Source organism: Providencia sp. PROV236 (genome assembly GCF_033676985.1).
GTDB lineage: Bacteria > Pseudomonadota > Gammaproteobacteria > Enterobacterales > Enterobacteriaceae > Providencia > Providencia manganoxydans.
In genome coordinates this window covers 113,011-138,711 of record NZ_CP096298.1, presented here as the reverse complement: position 1 = coordinate 138,711, position 25,701 = coordinate 113,011, and the positions used below count along the sequence as shown (strand labels likewise).

At 36.1% G+C, this 25,701-nt stretch carries 23 protein-coding genes; 6 read left to right on the top strand and 17 right to left on the bottom strand.

The window, feature by feature from the left end:
- Positions 1-1,335 precede the first annotated feature (1,335 nt).
- The 4 genes from M1E96_RS21485 to M1E96_RS21470 all read right to left on the bottom strand — a co-directional run bounded on the left by M1E96_RS21485 (position 1,336) and on the right by M1E96_RS21470 (position 4,291).
- Positions 1,336-1,827, bottom strand: a complete 492-nt coding sequence (locus tag M1E96_RS21485) for a hypothetical protein (protein ID WP_023159976.1) — start codon at positions 1,825-1,827, stop codon at positions 1,336-1,338.
- A gap of 10 nt (positions 1,828-1,837) precedes the next feature.
- Positions 1,838-2,218 carry a plasmid partitioning/stability family protein gene (locus M1E96_RS21480; RefSeq protein ID WP_072070758.1) on the bottom strand — a complete coding sequence of 127 codons (381 nt, stop codon included), beginning with the start codon at positions 2,216-2,218 and terminating at the stop codon, positions 1,838-1,840.
- Positions 2,219-2,222: 4 nt separating this feature from the next.
- The gene (parM, locus tag M1E96_RS21475) at positions 2,223-3,182 is read right to left on the bottom strand and encodes a plasmid segregation protein ParM domain-containing protein (RefSeq protein ID WP_071547977.1); all 960 of its coding nucleotides are present in this window, start codon (positions 3,180-3,182) and stop codon (positions 2,223-2,225) included.
- 296 nt (positions 3,183-3,478) lie between these two features.
- Positions 3,479-4,291 carry a DUF4942 domain-containing protein gene (locus M1E96_RS21470; protein WP_072070759.1) on the bottom strand — a complete coding sequence of 271 codons (813 nt, stop codon included), beginning with the start codon at positions 4,289-4,291 and terminating at the stop codon, positions 3,479-3,481.
- Between the two features lie 323 nt (positions 4,292-4,614).
- Here M1E96_RS21470 and M1E96_RS21465 point away from each other — a divergent pair, with 323 nt between their 5' ends.
- Complete coding sequence (locus M1E96_RS21465; protein ID WP_023159979.1) at positions 4,615-5,034, top strand: hypothetical protein; 420 nt, start codon at positions 4,615-4,617, stop codon at positions 5,032-5,034.
- Positions 5,035-5,369: 335 nt separating this feature from the next.
- Here M1E96_RS21465 and M1E96_RS21460 read toward each other — a convergent pair whose 3' ends face one another.
- Entirely contained in the window at positions 5,370-5,828 is a 459-nt protein-coding gene (locus M1E96_RS21460) for a hypothetical protein (RefSeq protein WP_023159980.1), read from the bottom strand.
- A gap of 486 nt (positions 5,829-6,314) precedes the next feature.
- On the opposite strand from M1E96_RS21460, the gene M1E96_RS21455 reads away from it, so the two are divergent.
- From M1E96_RS21455 to M1E96_RS21440, 4 genes are read left to right on the top strand one after another with little or no spacing between them, the layout of a single operon-like run.
- Entirely contained in the window at positions 6,315-6,863 is a 549-nt protein-coding gene (locus tag M1E96_RS21455; RefSeq protein ID WP_023159981.1) for a transglycosylase SLT domain-containing protein, read from the top strand.
- Positions 6,853-7,407: a hypothetical protein gene (locus M1E96_RS21450; protein ID WP_072070760.1), complete on the top strand. Its 555-nt coding sequence runs from the start codon at positions 6,853-6,855 to the stop codon at positions 7,405-7,407. Before M1E96_RS21455 ends, M1E96_RS21450 begins: the two co-directional genes overlap by 11 nt.
- Entirely contained in the window at positions 7,404-7,964 is a 561-nt protein-coding gene (locus M1E96_RS21445; protein ID WP_023159982.1) for a FlhC family transcriptional regulator, read from the top strand. The genes M1E96_RS21450 and M1E96_RS21445 overlap by 4 nt, the downstream gene beginning before the upstream one ends.
- Positions 7,964-8,803, top strand: coding sequence for a hypothetical protein (locus M1E96_RS21440; protein ID WP_023159983.1), 840 nt, complete (start codon positions 7,964-7,966; stop codon positions 8,801-8,803). The genes M1E96_RS21445 and M1E96_RS21440 overlap by 1 nt, the downstream gene beginning before the upstream one ends.
- A gap of 34 nt (positions 8,804-8,837) precedes the next feature.
- On the opposite strand, the gene traN is transcribed toward M1E96_RS21440, so the two are convergent.
- Positions 8,838-11,609 (bottom strand): conjugal transfer mating pair stabilization protein TraN, encoded by a 2,772-nt coding sequence (traN, locus tag M1E96_RS21435; RefSeq protein ID WP_023159916.1) that lies wholly within the window; start codon positions 11,607-11,609, stop codon positions 8,838-8,840.
- Between the two features lie 239 nt (positions 11,610-11,848).
- Between traN and M1E96_RS21430 the strand changes: the two genes are divergently transcribed.
- Complete coding sequence (locus M1E96_RS21430) at positions 11,849-12,022, top strand: hypothetical protein (protein ID WP_159242430.1); 174 nt, start codon at positions 11,849-11,851, stop codon at positions 12,020-12,022.
- Positions 12,023-12,080: 58 nt separating this feature from the next.
- On the opposite strand, the gene M1E96_RS21425 is transcribed toward M1E96_RS21430, so the two are convergent.
- From M1E96_RS21425 to M1E96_RS21375, 11 genes are all read right to left on the bottom strand, one after another.
- Complete coding sequence (locus tag M1E96_RS21425) at positions 12,081-15,203, bottom strand: conjugal transfer protein TraG N-terminal domain-containing protein (protein WP_369427541.1); 3,123 nt, start codon at positions 15,201-15,203, stop codon at positions 12,081-12,083.
- Between the two features lie 19 nt (positions 15,204-15,222).
- Positions 15,223-16,458 (bottom strand): conjugal transfer protein TraH, encoded by a 1,236-nt coding sequence (locus M1E96_RS21420; protein ID WP_369427540.1) that lies wholly within the window; start codon positions 16,456-16,458, stop codon positions 15,223-15,225.
- Positions 16,448-16,633, bottom strand: a complete 186-nt coding sequence (locus M1E96_RS21415; RefSeq protein WP_369427539.1) for a hypothetical protein — start codon at positions 16,631-16,633, stop codon at positions 16,448-16,450. Before M1E96_RS21415 ends, M1E96_RS21420 begins: the two co-directional genes overlap by 11 nt.
- Positions 16,634-16,648: 15 nt before the next feature.
- The gene (gene traF, locus M1E96_RS21410) at positions 16,649-17,680 is read right to left on the bottom strand and encodes a conjugal transfer protein TraF (RefSeq protein WP_023159919.1); all 1,032 of its coding nucleotides are present in this window, start codon (positions 17,678-17,680) and stop codon (positions 16,649-16,651) included.
- Between the two features lie 236 nt (positions 17,681-17,916).
- Positions 17,917-19,857 (bottom strand): VWA domain-containing protein, encoded by a 1,941-nt coding sequence (locus M1E96_RS21405; RefSeq protein ID WP_072070765.1) that lies wholly within the window; start codon positions 19,855-19,857, stop codon positions 17,917-17,919.
- A gap of 64 nt (positions 19,858-19,921) precedes the next feature.
- Complete coding sequence (locus M1E96_RS21400) at positions 19,922-21,109, bottom strand: DUF3150 domain-containing protein (protein ID WP_023159921.1); 1,188 nt, start codon at positions 21,107-21,109, stop codon at positions 19,922-19,924.
- Between the two features lie 98 nt (positions 21,110-21,207).
- Positions 21,208-22,215 carry an AAA family ATPase gene (locus tag M1E96_RS21395; RefSeq protein ID WP_023159922.1) on the bottom strand — a complete coding sequence of 336 codons (1,008 nt, stop codon included), beginning with the start codon at positions 22,213-22,215 and terminating at the stop codon, positions 21,208-21,210.
- Between the two features lie 53 nt (positions 22,216-22,268).
- Complete coding sequence (locus M1E96_RS21390; protein WP_072070766.1) at positions 22,269-22,637, bottom strand: hypothetical protein; 369 nt, start codon at positions 22,635-22,637, stop codon at positions 22,269-22,271.
- Positions 22,638-22,674: 37 nt separating this feature from the next.
- Positions 22,675-23,769 (bottom strand): lambda-exonuclease family protein, encoded by a 1,095-nt coding sequence (locus tag M1E96_RS21385; RefSeq protein WP_023159923.1) that lies wholly within the window; start codon positions 23,767-23,769, stop codon positions 22,675-22,677.
- 48 nt (positions 23,770-23,817) lie between these two features.
- The gene (locus M1E96_RS21380; protein WP_159242429.1) at positions 23,818-25,107 is read right to left on the bottom strand and encodes a recombinase RecT; all 1,290 of its coding nucleotides are present in this window, start codon (positions 25,105-25,107) and stop codon (positions 23,818-23,820) included.
- A gap of 77 nt (positions 25,108-25,184) precedes the next feature.
- Positions 25,185-25,682 carry a hypothetical protein gene (locus M1E96_RS21375; RefSeq protein ID WP_072070767.1) on the bottom strand — a complete coding sequence of 166 codons (498 nt, stop codon included), beginning with the start codon at positions 25,680-25,682 and terminating at the stop codon, positions 25,185-25,187.
- Between the last annotated feature and the right edge of the window lie 19 nt (positions 25,683-25,701).

Below are 25,701 nucleotides of genomic sequence, written 5' to 3'. Positions count from 1 at the left end.
CACAAAAGACTCAATTCCAACATGATAGGTATATATTCTAAAGGTTGTTTTGTCTAAAAGCAAAGTGACCTTTAAAGTAATACGTAGCTGGTGGAGTATTGAACACCAGACGAAAATAGCCTTAACGTTGTGATAATAAATACATAAAGTATGTTACCTCTCACATTAGCAATACTTCCATGACGGCTTATTGCCAAGTCAGTTAACGAAATTTCCATATGACAAACTGCATATGTCGCGACCTTTCGTTAACATACTGATAAACAGTAAGTTAATGAAGTCCACCATACTACTCTATACTGCATCAACGACGACCTTTTACCTTAAACAGAAAAATAACTTTTTTTTATGATCATACTGCACCAACGACGACCTTTAGCATAACCGATTGATATATAAGGATTATATATACATGCTTACACCATTCTATACTGCATTAGCGACGACCTTTAGCCACCAGCAGAAAAATACCTTTTTTTTATGACCGTACTGCATCAACGGCGACCTTTAGTGTAACAATATGATATATAAGGATTTATTTTAAGCATTTACACCGTTATATACTGCACAAGTGGCGACCTTTAGCCTTTAATAGAAAAGTACCTTTTTTTATGACTATACTGCACCAACGGCGACCTTTTGCATAACGTGTTGATATATATGGATTAAATTATGATAGAAGTATATATTTATACTGCATCAGCGGCGACCTTTAGCCACCAGCAGAAAAATACCTTTTTATTGATTAACTGCATCAACGGCGACCTTTTGCAGCAAATCAAAAATATACTTTTTCGGTAGTGGAATATTACAAAACATTTAAGAAAATCGTACTTATCCACAACAAAATTAGAAAATAAACTAATATTAATTAATAGGATAGGATTTTTTTGATTAAATAATGAGCCTTGGTTAATAATTAACCGCATATACTTTACAAGTGACGACCTTTCACTGCATCAACGGCGACCTTTCACTGCATCAACGGCGACCTTTCACTGCATCAACGGCGACCTTTTACTGCATCAGCGACGACCTTTCACTGCATCAGCGACGACCTTTAATATCGTAACTAAATGATTATTATGAATATATCCCCATATCTAAGGTTTTAATGTTTTAAGATCTAAAAAGAAAGAAAAGATCTTAATATGCTAAGATGTGCTTCACTGTGGACAATTTTCTTATGCTTTCTAACGCACTCGCTTTGCTCGTTTGTTCAACAGCGACACCGACACGAAAACAAGTTTTCATGTCTCTCGCTGTTCAGAGCTAAAAATGTAAATTCATTTATGATTGAAAAAAAAAGCCCAAACAAATGTTTAGGCTTCTCAGTTAATGAGTGTCGTTCAAATACAGACTTTTTAGCGTTACAACAGTACATGCATAACTTATTTTTAACGCTGCGGATAGCTGCTGTACGATGAACACAGCAAGTTCCAAACGTTGGTATTGATCTATACCGTGTTCTAGCGTCTGTCCTGCTTCAGAGATCAAGAAAATCATTCCTGACTTGCCATTATCAAAGACAGACAACCCTTTGTTTCTATGACCCCCATGATATCGGGCATCTAGATTATCAATATACTTCTTTGATAGAAGAACTAATGCAGTGAGTTGAGTCAATTCTTTTAAGGATAACTGAATAGTCATTTTCTGTTCCCATCTTGCAGTTCCATCCTTTTCAAGAGGTGCTATCTCGATGTTAAGGGTAGGAACGCCAGATCTGGAAACTACCTTTTGAAAGTTAAGACAGGAACGTTTCTTTTCGTGTTTCTGCCAATCGGCGAAGAACTTTAAAGTCTCACCATACACTTGTTCGGACATACACCACCCATCAATCTGGTAATGAACCTTTCAAATTCTGTGCTGCCTGACTTGGGGGCTCCTTCTCTATTTTTACTTTATCAGTCAGTAACGCCCGTTTTGCCTGACTCAAATTTACTTTATTGTGAGCATGAGTGCCGTCACTATCAACAGTTAGAAAGGAATCTAACATTACTTTGAAGGTATCAGCCTTTGTCCTGTCTGATAGAATTGAAGCCAGCAAAGAAGGCAATCTATCATCAATTTCCCCTAATGCGATCCCTGCCAGTAACGCTGTACGTACTGCTTCAGTTTGAACCGGCGATTCTTCAATCTTTTTAATTGCGAATTTATCAGCCTCGCTGAGTTCGGGACGAAGATACAAAATTATCTTTTTACGCTCTTGTTTCATAACGTTATCCTAATAATTTCAGACCCCGAACCAAAGCAAACTGAGGTTCTTCAGCCACGTAGAAACGTTCTGGTTGGATTGCTATTTTCTTTCTGATTGCATCAGCGGAAAGCGCAGCTCCACCACCAATAACCATGACATGTGTATAGCCCTTAAAGGTGCTGACCGCATCGAGCACACGGGTATTTAGTCGTTCAATACTGCTATTCATGGCATCTTTCACCATCTGAATATCATCAACGCTGTTGATGTTATCTAACAGATAGTTTTCATCGTGCCGGTTAATAATGAGTTGATCTGCGTTATAGCTGGATGTTTCTGTTGAAGCGTTCGCCAAAGCTCTTTTGACTTCGTTAGTCACCAATGATACGCCAAGCGTAGGATCACCAAAAATGCGTGATACAGACGTCATTTGACCAGAAACCATTGAGATATCAGTTGTGGTGCCTCCAATATCAATAATCAGTACAGAATGATTGGGTCTTAATTCATCACACAAAGATATACCCGCAGGAATTGACTCAGGACGAACGGTTACTTTTTTGATTTTGAAAGGTTCATTCCGGCTTACTTGAACTTCGCGCATTAAGTTATCTTTTTTGCGTTGGATGTTATCCATTCGATATTGCGCATCCTGATCGTAAAATTCTGCCAATGGTAGAGTGACAACGATTTCAACCTCTTGGGGAGGTAAACCGCTAATCTGAAGTGCATGTTGCACTGCAACTGCGTTTAGAGGGCTATACTGCCAAGCTACGTTGTTAGTTGGCAAATTGTCAGGATCAATAATATCGAATGAATACTTCTCGTTATCAACGGTATAGTTGAATGGTTTGCCAGTACCAAAAGCCGTACCCCAACCGCGTTTGAAGCTGTTAGGACTAATTTTAATTACTTCACCTTCCTGATCCTGTTCCCACAGCATTTTTATGTTAGTAGAACCATCATCTATATAAATACGCATTTGAAGCCTCTAATTGTTAATGTGATGCATCTGAGATTTATTTGATGCGATATTGAGTATGTTTGTAATTTTAACAGTGGAGGTTGAGTGTCGCAAGAGGTTGATATGAGATTAATTTGAGAAATATCAGGGTGTAAAAATCATAATGAAAATGAAAATATATCATTTAGATGTGGGTGTGATGCATAACTGAGGTTTATATGAGGCTTATTCTATGTGGTATTACTGTGTGAGGATTAATTGAGGTATATCTGATGTGTGTAGATATACCTCGATACCTTGACTGTGAATGTGTATCACAAAGGCGGCAATGCTGAGGGGAAAAGTTTTGCGATCAAATCATTAGTATTATTTATCAAACTTTCACTTTTAAATAATAGATGCATTGTGCCTTTTTTGTACCACTTAACGATGAAAAATTCAGTTTCAAAATTTTTATTATTAGTTCGCACATTATCAGATATATATAGCCCTACACTATTTTGAAATTCGTGAATTGGTTTTTTTTGTAAGATGCAAAATATTCTAACTAGATCGTTAACGGTGTCAGTCTTATTAAATCTAGTTGAATACTTACGAACTGAAACAGCATTATCCATTATTATTTTTTTGCCAAGATAGCGAGGATTATTACTCTTGTAATCCCATGAGACAGATTGCAACGCATCCATCAATCCATTCTTAAATGAATCAGCTTTGTTAGCGCTTAAACTTGTAAAAGTGCTTAATGCATTCTCAAAGTTGAATATAGGCGATTTCATATCGTAAAGGTCGTAATGTAACTTTTCTATTTGTTTATTGCTCATGATTGTTTTGATACCAGATTTATCAATAAACATTTTCCATATCTTTCTGTCTAACCAAAGTTCAAACCGTGTTCTGTTATCATCATCATTAGTATTTCTAGGGTATTGCAAATCAATTAAATCGTCCTCTATGCATTGGTGAGGAAAATGATTGTTGGTATTGGGAATTGTTTTTAATATTTCGATAGCCTCTGCTGCTTTAGAGAGTGATTCTTTATATAGGCTAATAGCATGTTCTCGGATTGCAATTACTCTGTCTATCTCAATTGATTCGATGATATTAGTATTGGTATTAAGGTTCATTAATAAAATCCAATTTAATTTTTTATATGGCATACGTTAGGCGAGAAAAAATAGAAGTAGTACCATATCAAGCAAATAACAATAAAGATATATATTTGTCAAAGTGAAAACTTCATTATTTAATTAAAGATGAATAATTAAGATTTAATTTAATTCTGTTAATTTGGTAATTAATTGTATAATGAATTGTTGTGTTTATATAAGTGGTGATATTGTATTTATCATTTTTACAAAAATATTGCTTTCAGCATTGTACGAATATATTATTAATTCTCAAATATAATTAATTACCACAGCTAATAATAATTAAACGAGGATGAGTCATGAATACCTATAATGTATCGTATAAGGTTAATCTTAATAACAATAACTATGCTCTAGCTTCATTTGATGTACAAGCAAAGTCTGAAAAGGAAGCGCGTAGAATAATAAGCAAGTCGAATATAGGTGTTGAAGAATATACTGTTACTGAGAAAGACTTTTTCTCGGTAACGTGGTGTGCTGAAGATATTCATGCAAGTATTGTTTCCGGTTGGGATAGTGAAACAGAATTAGATGAATTTAATAAAACTGATCTTGATGTTTTCTATTTTAATTTAAGTGATAATGATAAAAAGAATTTTTGTTTAGATGTATTGGAGGCACTTAAAAACAACCATGATTGTAATTACGGTATTAATTGGGATGTAATTAAAATATCAGCAGATTCAAGTATGGATATATGGAAAAGATTAATTAATTAAGATTCAATATTAAATTACAGAAAAATAGTCAGAGCTTATTGTGTCTGGCTATCTTCCCCAAAGGGAAAGCCTCTACTTATTCGTAAAATACTGCACAAAATGGCTGAAAAAAGTGAATGGATGCAAGTAGTGGCTTTTTAATATCATATATGCTTCGTCTAAGCGATTCTGAGCCACTTTAGCCTGTACGCCAATGCTTATCCACGATGATGTGTGGAAGTCCTCTCAAAATCGCCCCTACGCTGTTTTTAAAGACAGGGAAAGGATCGCCTACGGCTCACAGTACCCCCTAAAAGATCGCCTACGGCTCACAGTAAACAAAAAAAACATAAAAATCAGCGAGTAACACCGATAACCGTTTTTCTTGTGCCCTTTTTCAAATGTGTAATTCTCATTTTCAATGATTTAGTAATATTTTTGGTTTGCTTAATGTCAGCCCTGATAATTTTAAACTTATCCTCGTATTTTTGAATAAGTTGGCGTACTTCATCAGACCGAATTGAAAAATAGCGTATGTCAAAATCGCCATTACCTGTGGTTGGAGCATTACGCATAGAGCCAACTTTTTTAGTCGCCTTGTTCATCACAACCATTCCCCATCGAATCCGTACTGAGCCCCTGTCGTTATGAATTACTGGCAGGTATGGGGAGAATAGCTGTTTGTTATTTATTTCTTGCATAAACTGTTGGATCAGATTTACCGCATTATCAGCGCATACAGTTATTGCTTCCTCACAGTCAGCAAGGATTGCTTCCAGCTTTAGCAATAACGCATCTTCATATGATACTGACATGAATTTCAGCACTCCAGAAAAGGTTCAGAAAAAGTCATTTTAACATAAACTAATTATACCGTAACCACCCTATTGGTGACTTAATGTTTCGATTACACTAAGTCGTAACTACTGTTTTGGTGACTTAATACGTGAGATACATTAAGTCACCAAAACCCCCTTGGTGACTTAATGTTTTTTGAAAATGTGCCGATAACAATTTTGGTGCAGAAGAAAGAATTGTCTTTCTTAAGCCATAAAACACCTATTTTCGACTTAATGCGAATGTTATTAATTTCTTTGGATAATAAGTATCATGCCACTAATTATTTATATTATGTAACATGTTGAATATAAGTGAAATTTTACTCCCTCTCTGTTTACGCATACTGTAAATAAATGTATAATAAATTGCATTAGTCGTAGATAGTGTGTTGACGACTAATGTATGTCTTACTATAATTTATACTGATATATACGTATATGCTCAGAATAAGTGAGGGGAGGATGAAACGCTTTCTTCTGTTTTTAAGCATTTTTAATGCTGCGATTTGCGAGGCTGCTGTTGTAGATTTAACTAATACCTCGTGGGAAAAGCACGCTAAACAATGTAACCTCGATCCGCTTTTACTCTATGCTATTGCTCTTAAAGAGAGCTCCCATAGAACAGGCGATAAATCCTTTGTTGCACCCCATCGCTATGCTTTAAATAACCCAATTATGGGCTCTTATTATCCGGTGAACCGAGATGATGCTGTCCGAAAAGTGCGGGAATATGTAAGCGTTTCAGCATTGACTGATATCGGTATTACACAAATTAATTGGCGTTGGAACGGTAGTAATTATGTTTCTGACCCTGCTGAGTTATTAGATGTAGATAAGAACATTGAGGTATCAGCGAAGGTCTTGTGTCGAGCGATTGAACTATCTCCAAATGATATAGCGCAAGCCATCGGTAATTATCACACACCAAATCCAGCGTTAAAGAACAAAGCTAAAGAATATGGTGAATCAGTTCTGCTCATATGGAAAAGATTGAAAGAAAATGAACAATAAAATAAATTGCTACAACACTGAAATGACTGATGTACTTTTCAGTTTATTAAGTAATTCTGAAAGAGTTGATAATAATCCATTTGTGATCGTCAATTCTGACAAAACCTGTTTTGTTGAAGATTTTTCCATTATGAGAGATTTTTTCAGTGGATTGAAAGTGCCTGCTTATATATTAAGCTATAAAGAGGATTCTCAGTCTTTATATACTAAGAAAGACCCAAATTTTAAAAAATCTCTGTTGGATGTTTCATTTTTGCGTTTAACAATGCTAATTGAATCAGCAATTATTAACAGCATGTCTGGCACAGATACTAATCATTTCTTTTGGTTTAATGATTGTCAGTCATACAATACAATTAATAAGTTTTCTTTTAAGGAAATACTGTTTTCTTTGTATTCAAAGCAAATAAATATTTCTCCAATTTACAGACCTTCGATTATATCAACTAGATTAGTCGATAGTGATGGTTATCATAAAAAATATGATGATGTATTATTCTATCTTAAATCTAGAGCGCGCTTATGTGGAAAGGTGTTTAAATGAAATTAACTATTGCGCCAGAAGATTATCAATTAGCAATTGATATGATAAAACTTGGATTTAGAAAGAATGTAATATTGTCTGAGATTCCAGCAATATCTCCACGTATGTATGGATGTTTACGAAATGATTCAGGAATTGATAATGAGGATAATGATTTTACGTTAGGACGACTAAGAAAAATTAGCACTATATTAGCTAATCAACATGATAAACGATCTGCAACTGATTTTTTACATGTATATTTAATGACTGCACAAGATCCAGAAAATAGATTGCAAATAGAAGAATTGGTTGGTGCTTATAAAGCATACCGCCATTTATTTAATGTTCATTGTGGTTTCTTTGATGATCCATTAAAGAAACACATAATTGATCCGAACTTGGCATGGCAAATTGCAACCAATTACCGAAATGGAATAATTGGTTTAACTGGCTGTTTTGAGTGTCGGCAGAAATATATCTATCTTACACACGAATCAGAGGATTCCTGCAATATGAAATGTCCTTATTGCTCTGAATCTAAAGAAAATGAATTCATTAATAATAAGGGTGAATAATGAAAAGTTGTAAAATGATTACAGGAATTCTATTTTCATTAGTGTTATCCGGCTGTGCTAATAATGAAAATAGTAATTGGATATATAATAATGAGGCTTCAAAACCAGTGGTTGAAAATGGAAGTGAAGCTCTCAAAATTGCTAAATCAATAGGGTTGAATAATCTAGATGATGATGCGGATAATTACACAATCTTTGCTGTGTTAGTACCAAGTCAGAAAGGAAATTCATTAAAAAAAATTAAGGAACCTATTGTTGTAAGCGATACAAAAGGGATGGATCAGTTAAGAGAAATCATCTCACAAAGTAAGAATGCAGTAAATGTAGTGGATCTTACCCTTGCTGCAACAGTAAACCCTGTTTTTGGGCTCTTAGCTTTTGATACAAGCACACCAGAAGAACGAGCGCCTATGATGGAAGGTCGTTTACTAGTAACCGAATGGGGATCTACACCGCTGAGTTTCAGTGACCAACTTTTGAAAACGAAGCGTATTAACTCTGTCTTTGATAAATACTTATCAAATGCAATTAAAGCTGAAGTGGCTGGAAATGTTTTAGCATGTAACGCTGCTAAATTTGTATCTGTTACTGAAAATAGAAATATTTCCGATCAGAATCTATATGTAAATGTGCATCAAGCACCATTCACTAATCTGAAGTATTCATATAATTATACGGATCATGAGTGTGTTCATTATTTACACGATACTGGTAGGTATGAGGAAGAATTCAAGAAAATTAGTGTTGAGTTAGGTCCTGAAACCGTACTGTTTTTGCCGAGCAATTTGAAAAGTGAGCCAAAAATAATACGGAATGGTCAGGTATATAAATTTAGATAAAAAAAATCCCGCTAATAAGCGGGATTTTTTTTATCTATTCATCTTTAACACTTAACCTTGTTTTCGCTCTTTGTCTAACTTCTTCTAAATCTGTACCTTCAACCCCTCTGGTAAATCGCTCGACAGAGTTTACTCGCTTTCCATCAGCATTGAGTGTACTTCCAGAACCCGTATATTTATCGAGGTCAAATTCTTTGAAATCAGGAAGCATGTCGGCTTCTTTAAGAGTTGCGGTCCATTCAGAAAAGTCTATTTTGGTGAAGTCTACTTTATCCATATCTGCTAATGTAATTCCTTCACAATTCGGATTTTTTGTATCACCGTATCCTATTGTTCCTCTAACGTGCTCAGTGATTATTCTGGCTACCTGAGAGTTATACGCACAGTAGCTACTTTTCTTTTCGATACATGCGCCAAGGACCTTCTTAGAACACCAACTGTCTACCTTTGTCGCTAACTTAGTTTCTTTTTTGATTGCCAGTTTGAATTCTTCATCGGTACAAGCCCATATAATATTCACCAATAGGTTTGCCATTTGGTATGCCAAGTATGCATATCCGACAACTGACATGGCTGTTGTGATCGTTGATGAAAGTTGCACTACTGAAGCACCTGAGCTAGCCCCTCCGTTTTCTGCTAATGATTGAGTTGCAGTTTTTCCGCCTTCAGTAGCTGCGGATTGGAAAATAGCGTTTGTAACAGCCTCACCGAAGGTGTTTGCAGTCCATTCGGCAACTTTGGTTGTTAGGTTGTTAAGCGCTGCTGTTGTCATCGAGACAACGCCTTTTTCAGCGACTCCTTGAGCTACTTCAGCACCGGCATTTCCAACAAAAGAGTTAAAAGCGGAAATAGCAGGTTTTGTAATAGCTTCCACCGCATCCATAGCTGCTGTGCTTGCCATATCAAATAAGCCTACACCACCATCAAACAACCCTGCTTCTATCGCTAAGGCATCTGCCGCTCTCATAGTCATCATTGAAAGCTGTACGTATTCTATCCAGCTCACACCGACCGGTTGATCACAACAATCTACCCATCCTCCCATTGCCGTTCGGCATGTCAGAGCTTCACCTTTGAAAATGACACATTGCTCTTTATTCAAAGAAGATTCACCGTTGTTTGCTTCTTCTGCATCAGCACAATTCGTATCTGCCAATGCAAAAGATGCCGCATTCAACATAGCAGCCGCTGTTGCAAAATCACCATTCTCTTGAGATGAAGGACGTAAACATGATCCATTTAGACATTGTACAGCGCCGTCACAAATTAGCTTTTCATGGACTGCGCCATTATTAAAGGTAACATCTTTTCCACAATCCCATGTTTCACTAGATTGCCAGCAACCAGCAATATCACCTTCTTTTCCTGTTAAACATTGAGATTTTATAAACGAACAACCTTGCTTCTCGTATTTCTTGCATGTGTTGTTTACCCCATGCTCTTTACCGCAATGCGTGATCACTTCTGCTCTCTTACAGAATGGTGATATTTTATCTAACGGAGGTGGTACGAAGTCCTCTTTACAGAGTTTGACACCATCTATGACAGCACAACCGTCTTTATCGGGGATTATTGTGTCATGACAAACAACAGTGTAATCCTGACAAAATCCTTCTTTAATGGCTTTTACAGCCTTGTTAAATTCACTTTGCTGTGGCGAGCTCCAGACATCATTAGTAAGTGCTTTTTTCTTATCAAATTGAATGCGTAATTGTGCAAAGCCTTCACCTGCACCGGTTACTGATACTCTGTTTTTAAAAAATACCTCATCATTCGGTTGGACTTTACTAAATTTTTCAGTCACATCAACATTTAACTGCTGATCCCAACTCGTTGAAAGTTCGCACCGACCAGGAGTTTCAGGTGGAAAAACATCTTTTCCGTGTGGTCCACCCCATACCTGTTCAAGATCAGTGCTTGTACCAGCATAGATTTGCATGTAATCATCCCATTTAGCGCGGGTTATTTTTGCGCTAATAACAGCGGTTGGGTTAATAACATTCACAGACATATAATCTTCAAATATTCGGCAGTTACCTTTCCAATAGTCATCACCTACTTTTCCTAACCAGATATCAACACATGTCTCACCACAGGTTTTAATATTTGCAGGACCTGAATTATGAGATACCAAACCTGCTAAATATGGATGATTAACTATGTAACCACCTGTCACATCGACTGTTTTTGTGCATTCCTTATAATCAGGTATGTGCTTTTTATCTACATAATCCTCAAATACCTGTTTTGTTTCGCATTTTGAAATAGCATCGGAATATTTTTTTTCATTTGAGAGAAAATCGTTATGAACATTAAAAACATCATCATCTTTGTTAATGTCAATTGAGGAGTGACGGGATGCCCCTACTAAAGTTCGGTATGCCTCTCCTTTGGGGCTTTGTTCTGTTTTCAGTTTTTTTGATTCATGAAACCCAATTTCATTTGTTTTGCTATCATTGCCATAGACGTTTGATACATCATCTACCCCCATAGCAAAGCTGTCTTTATAATAAATATTGTTAAAATTGACAGATTCACCTTTACCAAATTGTGAAGTACCTTTCGAATCTACATTTAGGCTTGGTAATGTTTTATAAAAATTTAAAGCCTCTTTAGCTGTGTCATGACCAGCAGTAACTCCCTCCAGATTATTTTTATCTGTCTGATATTTACCTGTGTTTTCTGGAGGTTTTGTCGAAACTTCAGCAAATGAGTTAACGGGTGTTATCATCACTGAGAGATAGGCTATTAGTGATAAATGTGTCACCACCGAAGAAAAATTTCTTCTCCTAAAATTTTGAATCATTTTCTTTCCTCATGGTTTTCAGATCATCACATGATAAACACCTTACATTTTTGTTTTTCAGGATAAATACTTAGAAAAGGGTTCTATTTAGCATGTAATTTTTTATCAAATAAGGTATGATTTGATGGTATATAAATTAATCAGTTGAGGGGGGCGATATGTCTTTTAATCACGGTTTCATATACAGACGACCGCGTTATTATCACTTCACCCGTTCGTGTAAGTGTCATGCGGAGAGAATGCAAAAAACAGAACAACAAGCCGCAGAACAGCGTCAACATGATATTGATTTATATGGCTCTGCTTATGTTAGGAAGCGTGAAAACGGTTCTGGTTTCGGTAGTTTTTTAGAAGATTATGGATTAGGTATTGCTATCGTCGTTTTTCTGGTGTTTTTTTTAATGCCAATTTGAGTAACGCTGATCATAAAGATAAGGCAAAAACACAATGTTTTTGCCTTTTTTATATCCGTTATCGTGGTTTAATTTGTTCTACTCTTGGCATTGGATTACCTTTTGTAATAATTGCTTTATCTTCACCAGAACCTTCTGATTTTTCTGGTTTTTCTGGTATAGAACTAGGTGAGAGATCAGTACCGGTAATTATATCTCGACGACTTCTTTGAGGAATTTGATTGCCGTTACCACCATTTTCATAATATGTATTTGCGAAATTTGTTGCTGCTTCATTAATTTGATTAATAGAGGTGGAATTTTTAGCAATAGCTGCATATTTTGCCAGACCGTCAGTAATATTGTTGGACTGCTCATACGGCATAGTTGCAGCGTTTACTGACTTCATAGAATTTAAATTTGCTGTTGTATCTGATTCTATATTGTTTTGGTCTGCACCCACGTTACTAACTGAATTGGTCAATGCATTCATGCTAGTAGCAACACTTGTACCTTCATTTGAAATTATTCGAGAACTATTTTCTGATACCGAGCTACCATGTAATTGCTCTCTAGCTCTCCTAGATTCTGAATAATGCTCAGCCATACCTAGTCCTGCATTATTTTTGGCTGACTCATCTTCTATATTAGCCTGTTGGCTGTTTAGGTACTGTTGGGCTTGAGCAGTTGTATTAACGAACTTGGTATTAACAGCCCCCTGATTATTCACAATATTTTCTTGAACTTTTGTCTCTGTATTTTGTGCAACATTCATGTTTCTACTTTCTTCGCCATTCATTGCACCGGTAGGGTTTGTTGCAGGACCGAACAATTCGCCAAAGTGATTAGCTAAACCACCAGTATCATTTGCCGCATATATTGTCGCAGCGCTTTCTGCATCTGAAGCTCCCATAATGGAACTAAGCTGCTGTTGGTATTCTTTTTTTCTGTTTTGAAATTCATCATTACTTAGGTTTTCGTTATTGATTTTGTCTATAACATTACTGTTTTCATTTGCTAAAGTTGCCACCTGACCTGCGGTATAAGACTGTTTGGTAGATACTGAATTATTCGCAGAAACAGTATCACTATATGATTCTTGTGCTGTTTCTGCTTGTGAAGCGGCTTGTCGGATGCTTTGAGCAAGTTGTGCTGTTTCTTGAGTACCACCATGTTTATCAAGCTGATCCGCAATGTGTTCAGCAAATTGAATGTTATTAGATACACTAGTTGCGTCATTCGTTGCAACAGAGTCATTTGTCATTATGCCGGTTGTTTGAGCTCCGGAATTACGGTGAATATCGGAGGATTGAGCGCTAACGGCAGTGCTACCACCAATAGAAACTCCTTTACCACCAGCACCACCCGTTTCTGGAGAACCTACACCCATACCACCTGATACGCTTGCGTCACCGGATAAAGCCGTAATTTTGGCACTCTCATCAATAGTGGAAGATGTATTACCAGTTGTGAGCATCGAACCACTATTGGATGAATTGCTAACTGTATTGCTCAAACCTGTATCACTATTGATGGTAGATCCGTAGTTATGAGATGTATTTATCCCCATAGAACTCAAAGAACTAACACCTTTATCAATAGCAGAAGTTAAAGTTTCTTGAGCTGTAATATTTCTGCTGGAAGCAGATTGTATAGCTTGTTGTCGCGTATTTGATAAGTCCAGTTTTGGAGCAGTGCTATTCCCGCCAGTTATCGTTGATACTGCATTATGTGCTGATTGTTCAGTAACTGCTGATTGCTTGTGTAAAGCAGGAGAATCAGTAGCATCTGGAGTCATTGGTGACGTATCAGGAGCACCTGTTGTTGATAGACCTTTTGTTAATCCCGTGAAAGCATAAGAGGAACCAAACACCACAAATGCGCCCAACATCGGTACTGATGCCATCATGTGCCCTGCTATGGCGATATTTTTCTGTGTAACAAATAACAAATGGTATAAATCGGAGAAACTAGAAGCACCAGAAACCAGCACTGAGATATCAGACTGTGTTTTAGTTAACATAATAGCGTTCATGATCGCCAGCAACGGTTGCCATGTTTGAATCCACAAAAGCACCAGAACGTATTTAAGGCTCAAACCTACGCCCATTAATCCGAATGCTAAAGCGAAGGCAACAAATGGCACCAGACCGTATACAGCCGCCTGTATAAAAGACTGAAGATACTGAATCCAAATTAGAAATGACGAACCTTCAGACGCCCATTTGAATGATTGTTGAATTTGCGACTGTGATTTAGCAACTGCCGCATATGAGTGATAGGCGTTTTCATTAGCGGTTTGTGGCATATTAACAACGAATGGGTACATTAATAGCTGTGCTTGAAAATCCCGTAGGTTTTTCCCAGTTGCTCCAAAAAATGTCATTGCTTCAGTCATGGTTTTGTTTGCAAAAGGCAGTGAACACTGGTTCTTTGAGCCATATGTTTTACATTTTTCACTAAACCCATTTCTTACACTGAGCACACCTTTACCGATTGAGTCAGCTTGTCCGCCAACCATAAGCCTGATACTTTTCATTGCCTCAAGACAGGACACATCATCAACTTTACCGTTTACTTCAATGGCAATAGTTCTGTTCGGGCTTGTTGCTAGTTGATCATCAAATGGCTTATTCATGATCCCCATGAAACTTTGAGCCCCTCTTGCAATATCAAATGCAAGACATTGATTTGTGTAAACCTTTATAGCTTCCTCTAAGTGAGCACTTTTGCTATCGCCACTGGACCAAATTAACGGATCTCGCATTGCATCAAACATTGATGCAAGGGTATACAATGGGTCAACGGGACCGTTTTCAGTCATGCTTGGCATTGAAAATGCCTGTTCCATTTTTCGTGTAAACTGATAACCAGTATTGCTGATAATTGATGCTGTAAAACCAACACCGAAAGGTACATTATCAACAGCCCGTACTTCGCCGGTTGTAACATCTTCAATCGTGACTCTTGTTGTAACTTGAAAGAAGCATAAAAATAGAACTACTGATACGGCAGCTTGTTGAAATGCTATGGTTTTACCACCATCAGCGGCAGATTTTATTACATATCCGATGATAGATAACAAAAAAGCGATTTTAAATGATCCTGCCAAGACACCATCGTTACTGAGCATACTAAGCCCGTTAAACACCATTGAAAGCGCCGAAGCTCCACCAGATGATGTGTATACGTGAAAATCCATTACTGATTACTCCGATTGATTATTGGGCGTTCACACCATCTGGAACGTGAATTGGTTTCGTACCGACCATGAATGTATTAAATATTTCGTTTATTCTGACTAAACCACCATGCTTAACAATGTAACCATCATGTATTTGTCGAAGGGTTACTTTTGCATCTCGTATCATTTCACGCTGTTTTTTGATATGAGCAAAAATAGGTTCCTCATTGTTTTCTATAATTCTATCTGCACTGCTTTCTGCGACAGTTAACATATCGTTTAAATATACGAAGGCTGCTTCATAACTAATTATTTCAGATATATTTCTGTAATAGTGCATTGCTCTAGTAGTATCTTGACCTTCTATTAATTTGTAACCATTAGTGACAGCCCCATTAACATTGAAAAACAATACTTTTTGCTTTATGTTTTCAGCAGGTTTCTCATTGCTTATATATTTTTGAAGATAGTTATATTTTTCAAATATATCTAAGAATTGAGTCTGAAGCCCATCAACCTTAATTTTCTTCGGTGCTGGAGCTATGCAGGTGTCTTTTGATGTACCACAGCCATAGATTTGAACATTTTCTTTTTCTTTTGAGCCTTTCATCAACAGTTCATAGACTTCCTCAATAGGGATGGGGGCAATTGTTTGGTGCAATATGGGAGTGGATTTGTCATTAGATTGTGTGGCTTCTTTTACAATAACCATACCGGTTAAACTCATAACTAATTCTTTTTGTTCGTCAGTAGAATTTAAAAATCCACTATTAAATCCACCTTTACTTAATAAACACCACATTACATTACCGTAGTGAGTACACGGTTTTGTTAAACCGGCTTTTTGTGCTGCTATCATTGGCGGTTGTTTACCTAACACCTCGGATTTATAGCTATTGAATGAATCCTGAATACCTTTAGACGAAAGCTGTGCAGACACTGACGTTTTCATTTCTTCGCTAATTGCACCTGCCATATCTACCATTAAGCCTTTTGATAATTGACATGAGTTGGCGGTGTATTCATTCAGCTTTTGTATGATGGATTGTAGTTTTGATAATTCCCCTCCCAGTACGGCATCCATAGCGTTAATAGCCAACTGAAATGCCAGTCCGACAGAATTAGCCGCGATATTTCGGAGCAATTGAATAAATTCTTCCGTGTTAATGAAACTGAATGACCCTGCAAAGAAATCAATACCGGCACACCCACCAGACGCTTTAGGTAACGTTACGTTAACGGGTGTAAGGGTTCGTAGTTGATTACGGACCACGAAGCCCCCCTCCTACGTACCCCTCGCGAGTAACACTCTTATAAGAACCACCGCTGGTTGTGTTCGACATAGAGCCAAACATCTTATTTAATTGCTCGTTTACATCAGCGGATTGACTAATAGGAGTAAATCCGAAAAGAGCTGTAACAACCAAACTTAATAATGTCTTTTTCATTACGAAATTAGCCTTTTAAGGTTTTGTAACTTGAGATCGTTTTTGGATATATTCAACAAATAGAATTGGGTCATTTAAAATATCGTCTGGCATATCTTTGATTATGTCGCTGTCAATATATCCATTGTGATTAAGGGGAAGTGTGCTTGTGTAATCTTGTTCAGAAATTAGTTTTGCATCTTTAGCAATCAACACAGTGCGTTCCTTCAGAGAATCACTACTGATAGCGCTAAATGAAATGATTCTGATATCTTTAGGGGGTATGGCTAATGCAATCGCTGGTACATTAGTAATTCCAAGTTTTTTGGCTTGACCGGTATCAATTTTCATATTGTTAAATTCATTTTGAGGTAGAGGGAGACCATCAACAGAAATAGGAATTACATTTATACTAGTTTCATGACTAAATGTTTTTAAAACAAAGGCTTGCTTCTCACATAAAGGACAGTCCTTTCCTTTAAAAAAGAAAAAGATACCTGCTTTACTTGAAATGCTATTCAAAACACGTCCTCTGTTTTCGTCAGCTACTCGTGTTTGCTCCATAGCCGCAAATGAGGATGTGGATCGGCGATTGTTTTCATCAATGAACGGATCAGTAGTAGTTACCAGTCTCGCCATATCTGCATAACGACTGGCTTTGTCCAGCATGATCCGTTGCACGTAATAGTATCGCCTTACATTCTCTTTAGTCGGATTATCAATTGCCTCATCTCGTAGCTTCTGAATGTTTTCCCGATACCATTTAACTGTAAATTTCGGCTCTGGTGCAGGAGCTGGCGCTGGTGTTAATTTTGGTTCGACTGGCTTAGGTTTTGGTGTATCTGGTTTTGGTTTAGTTGGAGTGATTGGCTTTGGTTTCGTGACTTGCTTTTCATTATAGAAAAACCACCCTTCATCTTTTTTTTCCAAGTCTTGTACACTTCCACCAATTACCTGTTCAGAATCATCGTATGCTTTCTTAGGTTCCTGATTTGCCAAAGAATAACTTGTTCCTGAAAATGAAATAGCCACAATTACAGCCATAGATAAATATTTATATTTTCTCATTGAAATTCACTTATGTTTGATGTCAGCGACCTAATAAAAATGTTTTGCATTAGGAAAACACTGTTTTTATTCATTTTTTACATGGAAAATATTTGTATTTTATAATTGCAATAATTATTTTTTCTTGTATTAGAGTGATAAATTTCAAGTAAAAAAAAAGCCCCCGATGAAGGAGGCTTTATAGTTGTTGTAAGTGAAAACAAACTTTGTGTAACAACGCGAAAAGTAACCTTTTACTATCGTGCTGTGACTATTAAATTTGCACACATTTGAAGTATGGATTGCTCAATTTCATTGAAATTATTGATAAATATTGTATTTTTACCAAATATCCCCTTGAAATAGGCTTCGTTTGCACCATCTTCGTTCAATACAAAGGTACAGACTTCTATCCCTTCGATTGTTGCTGAATTGATGATTTCTTTTGTCTTTTTATCATCATTAGGTTCCCCGTCAGTGATAATAAAAATCATCTTTTTCTTTTCCCTTGATAGAGCGATTTCGCTTATTACGGGAATCAAACTTTCAGCCAATGGAGTAGAGCCTAAACATCCTTTGTGCGTAAAAACACCTTGAGAAATACTTGCGCGAAGCGGTGTGTATCTTGGCTTCATCGTTTGTACTAGTAGTGAATTGGATTCTTCAACGTAAAACGGAAATGCATAGCAAGCGGTTGAAACACCTGAGATATTTAACCCTTCCAATACTGCAATGACGGAAGATAATGCAGCTCGAATACGAGATGTATCAAAGTGGTATTCATGCATTGAGGAACTAGTATCAAGTAAAATAGAACAAGCACAATTTGGGCTTTGGATAACATTTTTAGTCTTAAAAATGTTAGTGTTTCCCGTTTTAACACCTGCTAATTTACTAGATTTAATTCTTGCGCCTTGCTCCCTTAACCGTGAAGTGGATGTAGTATTATCATGGACTAATTTTTCAAATGACCGGCGTAATCTACTTCCTGTTGTCAAACTTCTTTTAATATCAAGAGAAGTTATTGTTTGAGTGGCTTGATCAAAATTCTTCTTCCACTCTGTGTTAATAATAGCAACGTTAAAAAAATCATTAACTATTCCCTTGGAACTCATATCCTTTTTAAGTTGTTCCTTATTCGAGATTGTAGATGTTATATCTTGAATAACATTGGCATTTATAGTATCGAATGAAACATCCTTAAAAATATCGCTAAAACTCTCTGGATCTGAATCTAAATCGTCAATATCAGTTTCGGTTGAAAAATTGGCGTCATTAGGTCCATTTGAAGTTTTACCCATACCAGAGCAGTCAGAGTTGCCAGAACCGTCAGAGTCATTCCCCTCAGAGTTACCGGAACCATCAGGGTTATTGTCCTTAGAGTTACCGGAACCGTCAGGGTTATTGCCCTCAGAGTTACCGGAACCATCAGGGTTATTCCCCTCAGAGTTACCGGAACCATCAGGGTTATTGTCCTTAGAGTTACCGGAACCATCAGGGTTATTGCCCTCAGAGTTACCGTAATTATCAGAGCTCCCATTAGAAGGAGGTAACGTATCTTGTGGTTTGAGTTGAAGGGCTGTTGCTAGAACAATGAATAATTTTTTTGCGATCAGATTATTATCGACAGTAGTTGTGGATAAAAGCACCATTTCTAATAATCTATCAACCTTGTCAGAAATTGTTTTGGTAAAGATTGAAATGAATTGAAGTTTTAGATCGTTAATGTTGTTAACAACGACTCCGTTATATTTACTTCTACCATGCAGTAAAACGTAGTTGATGAAAAACGTAATTTTTTCCTCAATTGAAATAACGGAGTTAATAGGCTTTTCGGTAAAAACATGTTGTCTTACGGCATCCAAGTAATACTTGGCACCACCATAAACATGCTCTAACTTTGATTCAATCCAGATATCTTCGCAAATGTTTTCTAATACACTAATATATTTGTTGCCTGTTTGAGCAACAAATGAAAAATCAGTGAATTTGGCATGTCCAATTTCATGAAGTAAAAAACCTAACAAAATATTACCGAAAGATGTATCAGTTGTGTAAGGAATCCCTATTTCATATTTACCACTTTCAGATATACCACAATACGCTTCATCAGTAGTAAACTTAATTGAAATGTCAAATTTGCCAGCCAATACATTAGCAACGATTGCTAATGAGGCTGCACTTCTTAATTGTTTCATATATATACCTATTTAAATAAAAACGCCTGAATAAATTCAGGCGTTAGTTTGGTTTCCCATATTATTAGTAGAAAAATGGAACATCCTGATTTTCATCTTCAACACTAAAGGATGAACTTACAGGTAAATCCGAAGAAACTACTTCAGGTTCTGATTGAACATCAATTGGTGTCGGAGTTGGTGTCGTATTTTCTACAACATCTTGACTCACATTCGGCACTGTAACCGTTTGTGAGTTTTCGGCGACATTCACAATGTTTAAATCGTTTTCTGTTGGTTCAGCAAGATCATCTTCATCGACTACAATTTCAATGAAATCACTATCAGTATTACCCGTTACAGGTACTGAAGTTGGTATGGCAATTGATACATCAATGTTGTTTGTAGTTTGTGGTAAAACAGTTAATTCCACATCTGATACATTGTTCACATTGGTGGAGTTTATTAACTGCTTCAAAGTTTTAATGTCTGATAACGTAATAAAAAGTGTTGTTACGGCAATTGATTCGTCATTAGACAATCTCCCAACGCTTGGCAACGTTGAAATAAAGTTACTCAAATAATCACTTAAACTGCCAGCATCTGGATTTAATACAGCTAATCCTTTCAGCTTACTTGCAACTTCTCGTAACGTATTGAGTGTAGTTTGAGATATGTTTGATGCATTGTATGAGCCACGTTCCCGTAACTCAGAAATTCTATCAACAACATCAAGCAGGACAGATTCTTTAAGGCTTTGTACTTTTTCTTCTGACTCGCCTTCACCAAAGGGTGAAATATTGAAAGAAGAAAAACCAAATTGTAGCTTTTCATCTAACCGCTTGACGTCAATCACTTCGGACTCAAACAGTTTTTTTACAGTTTCATCTTCTTTATCTAACCATGAAAGAAAATCAGTTGATATAGCGGATAAAAACTCATTTTTGAATATATAGAATTGGTCCTTTAAATCATTCAACTGCTGTCTTACGTGACTTGCAAGTGAAGTCGGCACTGCATACCCGTTCAAGAATGGAACACCATATTTTGAACAGATTGCATCAGCACCAGTACGAAAGGTACGCATTTTGTTGATTTTTGCAGGGTCAATAACCTTTTTGGTTCCGAGGCTGGCTATTGTTTCGGGAGGCAGAACTATATCTCCAGTGTTAATAACCTTAATATCTTTACCTTTAAGTGTTTTTCTTCCAGTAGTTAAACGGATACCTTCCAGAGAAAAAATTACTACGTTTTCAAGAATGTTTGGGCTCATAAATTCACCTACATATTTATATATTTAAAAAAGGCAAATAGATAAATCTATTTACCTTGTCGATTTATTAATAATTAAAATTAAAAATAAGATTTGAATTAAGATTTAAAATAAACATTAAACATATCGTTCAATGCTATTTTTTCATCTTCAGGAGCTCTGTTAGAGATATGTAATTGCCATGCATCTAACAGAATATCTACCGGTGGTTGTTTAGAACGAAGCATAAAATCGAAACGGCGAACAACATTCACAAGGCTTCTAGTTGAAATAGCGGTACTACTGAAGTTAGTGACTGTCGCAGATGTACTTTTACGTACATCGTTAGCCAGCTTTATTAGTCCATCCGTCAGTAACTGATGTGATTCAGGATCAGACAAAAATGAAGCAAGTAGCTTACGTTCTTCTTTTTCGGGCATATAGTCAGCCTCAACAAACATAAACCTATCGAGGTTGGCTATATTCTGCGGTTTTACACCACTGTAATTTCCTGTCATATCACCGGTCCCATTACTGTTTGCAGTTACTGCAAATCTAAAGTTTTCATGGTGATGAATGCATTCATTTGTTTCAGGAATGACAAGAGAACCCATCTCTAAGATCCCGTTGAGGGAATTAGCTACGGAAGGTTCTAATTGGTCATACTCATCAATCAGAAAAACCAACCCATGCTTATACGCGATGGTTAGCGGTCCTTCATGAAAGACGGTTTCTTGATCACCCGTTAATTTATCGACTTTTAGCCGAAAACTACCGAGTAAGCTACTCATATCAAGATCAGGACTGGCTGTTACTTTCATCAATCCCCAATTCATACGAGCAGCAATTTGCTCAACAATTGACGATTTTCCACAGCCAGTAGGTCCAGAAATCCAGAGTGATGTATCTAATGGGTTATCAAACCACATTAACACATGCTTTCTGAGTGAAGGTTCAAACACATACTTCTCATTAAATTTCGGGATATACTCTGAAAATTGATGGTCATTAGAAAAACCTTTGATACTATATTTGCCCTTTAAATTCTCAGGCAGAATAATACCTAAAGATTCCATATCGACCGGAGTGTTACGTTTAATATCAAAACTGTTATTTACAGCGTTCATATATTTACCTATTTAAATAATAAACATTCAAATTAATTTGAGGTTTAAGTTTGTTAAATTGAACAATTAATAACACCGCAATGACGTTGACGTTTTAAAACCTCGCCATTCACAAATGTTGTTACTTGTTTTACGTTGGTCATGTAAGTTTCAATGTCTAAATCTCTCATGCTTTTAGTAATAAAAGGAATGAGAAAAGATTTTCCACCAATCAAACATTTATTTGTTTTGTACTTAACACTCAAGAATTCAGCAAATAAAGCAATGCTATTTGCTTGGTTTAATAAATCTTTTCTTTCGGTGTTTGTAACACGTAATAGCATACGAAGTTTTTCATTTTCATCTTGAGTTAAATCAATAACGCCAAAATTTTTTTGATCCTCGGATGCAGCATAAGTTGTCATATTAATGATATTATTCATTGATAATCCTTAAAACCTGAATTAAAACTCAGGGTTATTATAAATATTTATATATATCTATTATTGAATCACCTTTCTGATTATTATCGTTATCTTGATAATTATCAGAGGATGATATTGAATTGGAAGAATGATATTCATAACTTGTTATTGATGTTCTAATTGACGACTCACCATAACAATCAGGATGATCTTCTTCATTGATACCCAATTTCTCTCTTAGTTTCTTCCAAGAAAATCGTGGAGCGCTTTGAGATTCTAAATATCGAATTCCAAAGCCTTCAAGCCTCAAGGGAGCATTAGGTTGTAACTTTAATACAGATGATAAAACCTTTATTTCATTTCTTATCTGTTCATCAAATGATGCTACTTTTTCTTTAGCTTCATTCAATTGTTTTTGTGCTAATTGAAATGCAGATTGTAATTCAACTAACTTTTTGGTTCGTGATATTAAATCATCAGGATTAATATTACGTTCTTTTAGTACATCATCACTATTTAAATAAATTATATCCTTATTTACATCAAATTCAGGAGGCGTTTTGTTATTAACGCAATTCCAGAATCTTTTGGTGATGGTAACAACCTTATTTATTATTTTGTCATTAATTTTTAATTTAAAGACAATAGGTGTTTCTTTAGCAGACCAGAATACCAAGTACCCGTATGTGCTGCCAGTAACTACCATTTGATGATAAACCTGCCATTTGTAATAGTTGAAAACTGAAGATTTTGCTTTTTCCTCTAATAACATACGGTGATTTTTTGGGGATATATTTTTGAACTCTACAACATCATTATTATCAATAAGTCCATCAAGTGAGGCTATCATGTGCGGATATTTCCTACTACGCACGCAACATGGACTACTGATTTCCCCATACTGATTCTCAAACCAGTGTCGGGCGAACTGTTCGGATAGCTTCCCTACTTCAACTTGCCGTATACATGACAAATCCTTTGGAGGAATAGCACCGATCCATTCTAAATATAAGCTGTAAGGAGTATTGCTGAACTCATTTTTAACTTCGGGATTAAGTGTGGGGGTACACGTAGCTGTTACACCCGTTTTTCTCCAGCTTAACCATTTATCAGAGCCTTGAATGAGATCATATATATCGAAATTATTCATATTAATATCCAAAACCCGTAGATAAACTACGGGTCCGGTTGATATCTATTAATTCCGCTCAATAGTAAGCAAAATATAATCAGATAACGGTTTAAATTCGATAATAGACAACTTATTTATAAGTGGTGTCACATCGCTTTGTTTTTTGCAATCAGAGAATAACTGTCGGCAACAAGCTAAATCAGATTTAACTTGCTCAAGTGTTTTTATAAATGCCACTTGATCTGAACCTGAAACAGTTGAAATGAAATTATCAACATCTTCAAAATTATTATTCTGGATTGCATTAGTTAGTATTTTATTAAATACATTCTTTCTTTCTGCTATTAATTCCTCCTTTGCATATTCAATTTCAGCAGGATTAAACTCAAAGTTATTTGAGATTTCATCAAGCATGCTTTCAAATGCATTGGTCTTGCTGCACCGTTCAACCAGCTTGTCAATCCGCCGTTTCACTCCATTACGAATGACATCAACTACAATAGCCTCAGACACGTTTTTAGGCGAGTCTGTTACTACTGCTGAGTCTTGGTCGGTAAATGCGTGTACAGCTTCATAAGTAGTTGTTTCGAGCGAAACAGGACGATTTTGAGTAAAACCCTCACCCCCATCTGTATTCAGATAATCAATTGTTCGCATGATTGCCTGATTAGCGTTAGGAAGTAAGTGTATACAGGATTTGATAGCAGTTTTTCTGATCATCTGTGTAGTAAACAACGACCACGGAGATTTATCAGGACTATACAGCCAACTTGCAGATTTTAAACGTGCGCTTGCAATATCACGTCTGGTTATGAAGTAAATCAAGTGAGTATCGTCATGCAGAAGGTAGTCAACATACACCCCCCTGAAATTACCTCTTTCACCGATTGAGCCTTTGTCGAATTGGTCTATAAGAATATTTCCAACATCAGCAAAAGGGTCATAGTGATGTGTTGGTGGTGTCCGTCTGCCATTGAACTCAAATTTATCTTTTTCAAAAACTAAATCTATAATTAAGTTTTTGCACATTTGAGCTTCAATAGCCATTTTAATTAAACCCAAATACGAGACATCAAGAATAACACGCTCATCTCTGGGTACTAAGTATGCTAATTTTTGAGCAGGGTCTAACGTTAGTGACGTTGTTGCAAGCTGTAAAAAAGCAGTTTTAAAACTAGCGGGATTATTAATAGCAATCGCCATTAGTTTTTTGTTGTTATCAATCTGATTCTTAGCAAAAATTGCTTCATTAAAATACGATGTTTCACTAAGAGAGTTCTCAGTAAATTTCGGTTTTAAACTTGCGATTATGTTAGAAACAGCTTTGCTACCTTGAACTATATTCGATGATGACATATATAAGATACCTATTTAAGAAACAAAAAAACCGCATATAGCGGCTATTGTTTGAATTGGAATTGATGAATATTAGTTCAAATAGATTTTTTACTATTTAATGAACTTAATAATTGGCTTTTTAACAAAAGCTGATTATTATCATATTTATTTTCTTCCAATTTTTTATTTGATTCATCAAGCGAATTTCTGGATTTATTAAAGTTTAATATATCCGTTAACTCTCTGATGCGTTCTAAACTTCTAACGCGCTGTTGTCTTGCTTCCTCATCTATTTCAATCTCTGATTTTGTTTGGTAAGTATTAACGCCATTGATTGATAATATAAATGGAAGAATATAGAATCTTTCTTTAACAATATTGTTAATTACAGATTCTTTTAATTTAACTTCACCCTTTGCAAATATCGTATCATTGCTTTTAGCATTTGATAATATCTCTGCAAGTTTGGTGTCCTTACAAACTATATGAAAGTAAGCACTTTGATCTTCAAGCATAACATCATAGACTATTTTGTCTTTTACTTGAGTCGAGCGAATAATATTTATTTTACCTGAGAATGATAATTCACACATATTTTCACCTATTTATTAA

Coding starts and splice junctions, on each gene's coding strand:
- M1E96_RS21485 (WP_023159976.1), bottom strand. CDS start 1,827: ATGTCCGAACAAGTGTATGGTGAGACTTTAAAGTTCTTCGCCGATTGG.
- M1E96_RS21480 (WP_072070758.1), bottom strand. CDS start 2,218: ATGAAACAAGAGCGTAAAAAGATAATTTTGTATCTTCGTCCCGAACTC.
- parM (WP_071547977.1), bottom strand. CDS start 3,182: ATGCGTATTTATATAGATGATGGTTCTACTAACATAAAAATGCTGTGG.
- M1E96_RS21470 (WP_072070759.1), bottom strand. CDS start 4,291: ATGAACCTTAATACCAATACTAATATCATCGAATCAATTGAGATAGAC.
- M1E96_RS21465 (WP_023159979.1), top strand. CDS start 4,615: ATGAATACCTATAATGTATCGTATAAGGTTAATCTTAATAACAATAAC.
- M1E96_RS21460 (WP_023159980.1), bottom strand. CDS start 5,828: ATGTCAGTATCATATGAAGATGCGTTATTGCTAAAGCTGGAAGCAATC.
- M1E96_RS21455 (WP_023159981.1), top strand. CDS start 6,315: ATGAAACGCTTTCTTCTGTTTTTAAGCATTTTTAATGCTGCGATTTGC.
- M1E96_RS21450 (WP_072070760.1), top strand. CDS start 6,853: ATGAACAATAAAATAAATTGCTACAACACTGAAATGACTGATGTACTT.
- M1E96_RS21445 (WP_023159982.1), top strand. CDS start 7,404: ATGAAATTAACTATTGCGCCAGAAGATTATCAATTAGCAATTGATATG.
- M1E96_RS21440 (WP_023159983.1), top strand. CDS start 7,964: ATGAAAAGTTGTAAAATGATTACAGGAATTCTATTTTCATTAGTGTTA.
- traN (WP_023159916.1), bottom strand. CDS start 11,609: ATGATTCAAAATTTTAGGAGAAGAAATTTTTCTTCGGTGGTGACACAT.
- M1E96_RS21430 (WP_159242430.1), top strand. CDS start 11,849: ATGCAAAAAACAGAACAACAAGCCGCAGAACAGCGTCAACATGATATT.
- M1E96_RS21425 (WP_369427541.1), bottom strand. CDS start 15,203: ATGGATTTTCACGTATACACATCATCTGGTGGAGCTTCGGCGCTTTCA.
- M1E96_RS21415 (WP_369427539.1), bottom strand. CDS start 16,633: ATGAAAAAGACATTATTAAGTTTGGTTGTTACAGCTCTTTTCGGATTT.
- traF (WP_023159919.1), bottom strand. CDS start 17,680: ATGAGAAAATATAAATATTTATCTATGGCTGTAATTGTGGCTATTTCA.
- M1E96_RS21405 (WP_072070765.1), bottom strand. CDS start 19,857: ATGAAACAATTAAGAAGTGCAGCCTCATTAGCAATCGTTGCTAATGTA.
- M1E96_RS21400 (WP_023159921.1), bottom strand. CDS start 21,109: ATGAGCCCAAACATTCTTGAAAACGTAGTAATTTTTTCTCTGGAAGGT.
- M1E96_RS21395 (WP_023159922.1), bottom strand. CDS start 22,215: ATGAACGCTGTAAATAACAGTTTTGATATTAAACGTAACACTCCGGTC.
- M1E96_RS21390 (WP_072070766.1), bottom strand. CDS start 22,637: ATGAATAATATCATTAATATGACAACTTATGCTGCATCCGAGGATCAA.
- M1E96_RS21385 (WP_023159923.1), bottom strand. CDS start 23,769: ATGAATAATTTCGATATATATGATCTCATTCAAGGCTCTGATAAATGG.
- M1E96_RS21380 (WP_159242429.1), bottom strand. CDS start 25,107: ATGTCATCATCGAATATAGTTCAAGGTAGCAAAGCTGTTTCTAACATA.
- M1E96_RS21375 (WP_072070767.1), bottom strand. CDS start 25,682: ATGTGTGAATTATCATTCTCAGGTAAAATAAATATTATTCGCTCGACT.